At 56.0% G+C, this 1881-nt stretch carries 1 protein-coding gene and 1 rRNA gene; both read right to left on the reverse strand.

Annotated elements, in window-relative coordinates; translation table 11 throughout:
* A 23S ribosomal RNA gene (locus tag BRO54_RS20225) occupies nucleotides 1-1588 on the reverse strand; the annotation flags it as partial.
* 71 nt (nucleotides 1589-1659) lie between these two features.
* On the reverse strand, nucleotides 1660-1881 hold a 222-nt coding region (locus tag BRO54_RS20290; RefSeq protein ID WP_204378358.1), incomplete at its 5' end, for a hypothetical protein.

The following is a 1881-nucleotide window of genomic DNA, read 5'->3' on the forward strand; positions in this document are numbered from 1 at the left end:
CTGCGTCCGTCGCCGTCACCGCTTAGCCTTACGATCCGCGGATTTGCCTGCGGATCAGCCTCACGGCTTGGACAGGCTCTTCCAGCCGCCTGCTCGCCCTATCCTCCTGCGTCCCCCCATCGCTCAAACGGGAAGAAGGTGGTACAGGAATCTCAACCTGTTGTCCATCACCTACGCCTTTCGGCCTCGGCTTAGGTCCCGACTAACCCTGAGCGGACGAACCTTCCTCAGGAACCCTTAGGCTTTCGGCGCAGAGGATTCTCACCTCTGTTTTCGCTACTCATACCGGCATTCTCACTTCTAAGCGCTCCACCAGTCCTTCCGGTCTGGCTTCTCTGCCCTTAGAACGCTCCCCTACCGATGACCAACGGTCATCCCGCAGCTTCGGCGGCACGTTTAGCCCCGGTACATTTTCGGCGCAGAGTCACTCGACCAGTGAGCTATTACGCACTCTTTAAATGGTGGCTGCTTCTAAGCCAACATCCTGGTTGTCTCGGCAACTCCACATCCTTTTCCACTGAACGTGCACTTCGGGGCCTTAGCTGGCGGTCTGGGCTGTTCCCCTCTCGACCACGGATCTTATCACTCGCAGTCTGACTCCCGGGCATAAGTCATTGGCATTCGGAGTTTGACTGGGTTCGGTAACCCGTTGAGGGCCCCTAGCCCAATCAGTGCTCTACCTCCAAGACTCTCAAACCCGAGGCTAGCCCTAAAGCTATTTCGGGGAGAACCAGCTATCTCCAAGTTCGATTGGCATTTCACCCCTACCCACACCTCATCCCCGCACTTTTCAACGTGCGTGGGTTCGGGCCTCCAGCCGGTGTTACCCGGCCTTCACCCTGGACATGGGTAGATCACCTGGTTTCGGGTCGACGACGACGTACTCACACGCCCTGTTCAGACTCGCTTTCGCTGCGGCTCCGCCTCTTTGGCTTAACCTCGCACGCCATCGTCACTCGCCGGTTCATTCTACAAAAGGCACGCCATCACCCATCAACGGGCTCTGACTACTTGTAGGCACACGGTTTCAGGTTCTCTTTCACTCCCCTCCCGGGGTGCTTTTCACCTTTCCCTCACGGTACTGGTGCACTATCGGTCACTAGGGAGTATTTAGCCTTGGGAGATGGTCCTCCCTGCTTCCGACGGGATTCCTCGTGTCCCGCCGTACTCAGGATCCGCTCGGGAGGGAACGAAGTTTCGACTACAGGGCTCTCACCTTCTCCGGCCGGCCGTTCCAGACCGGTTCGTCTACCCCGTTCCTTTCTCACTCCCATCGTGAGCGGTCCTACAACCCCAAGAGGACACGCCTCTTGGTTTGGGCTGTTCCCGTTTCGCTCGCCGCTACTCAGGGAATCGCGGTTGCTTTCTTCTCCTCCGGGTACTAAGATGTTTCAGTTCCCCGGGTGTGCCCTCCATGCCCTATGGATTCAGACATGGATACTGCCCCATTACGGACAGTGGGTTCCCCCATTCGGACATCTCCGGATCCACGCTTGCTTACAGCTCCCCGAAGCGTTTCGGCGTTTGCCCCGTCCTTCATCGGCTCCTAGTGCCAAGGCATCCACCGTGCGCCCTTTCCAGCTTAACCTATTGCACTCTCGGCTTCTTCCTTTGTTAATCGGTTATCTAGTTTTCAAGGAACGAGACTACTTCTTGAATTCACTTCTCTGCAGTCTTGCATCGAGGAATCCCACTTCCTCGAATCCGTTTGTAGACGCAAAGCGACTTCTTTGAACAAACTTCCTTGCGGCTTTGTGCCGAGGAATCTTGCTTCCCTGAACCTGCTAGCAGACGCAGGCACAGATGCAAAGCAACTGAAGGAATCCTCATTCCTTCAAAACTGAACGAAACAGAAGCGCGTTTTGCTTTGAATAACGACTG

Source organism: Geobacillus proteiniphilus (genome assembly GCF_001908025.1).
GTDB classification, from domain to species: domain Bacteria; phylum Bacillota; class Bacilli; order Bacillales; family Anoxybacillaceae; genus Geobacillus; species Geobacillus proteiniphilus.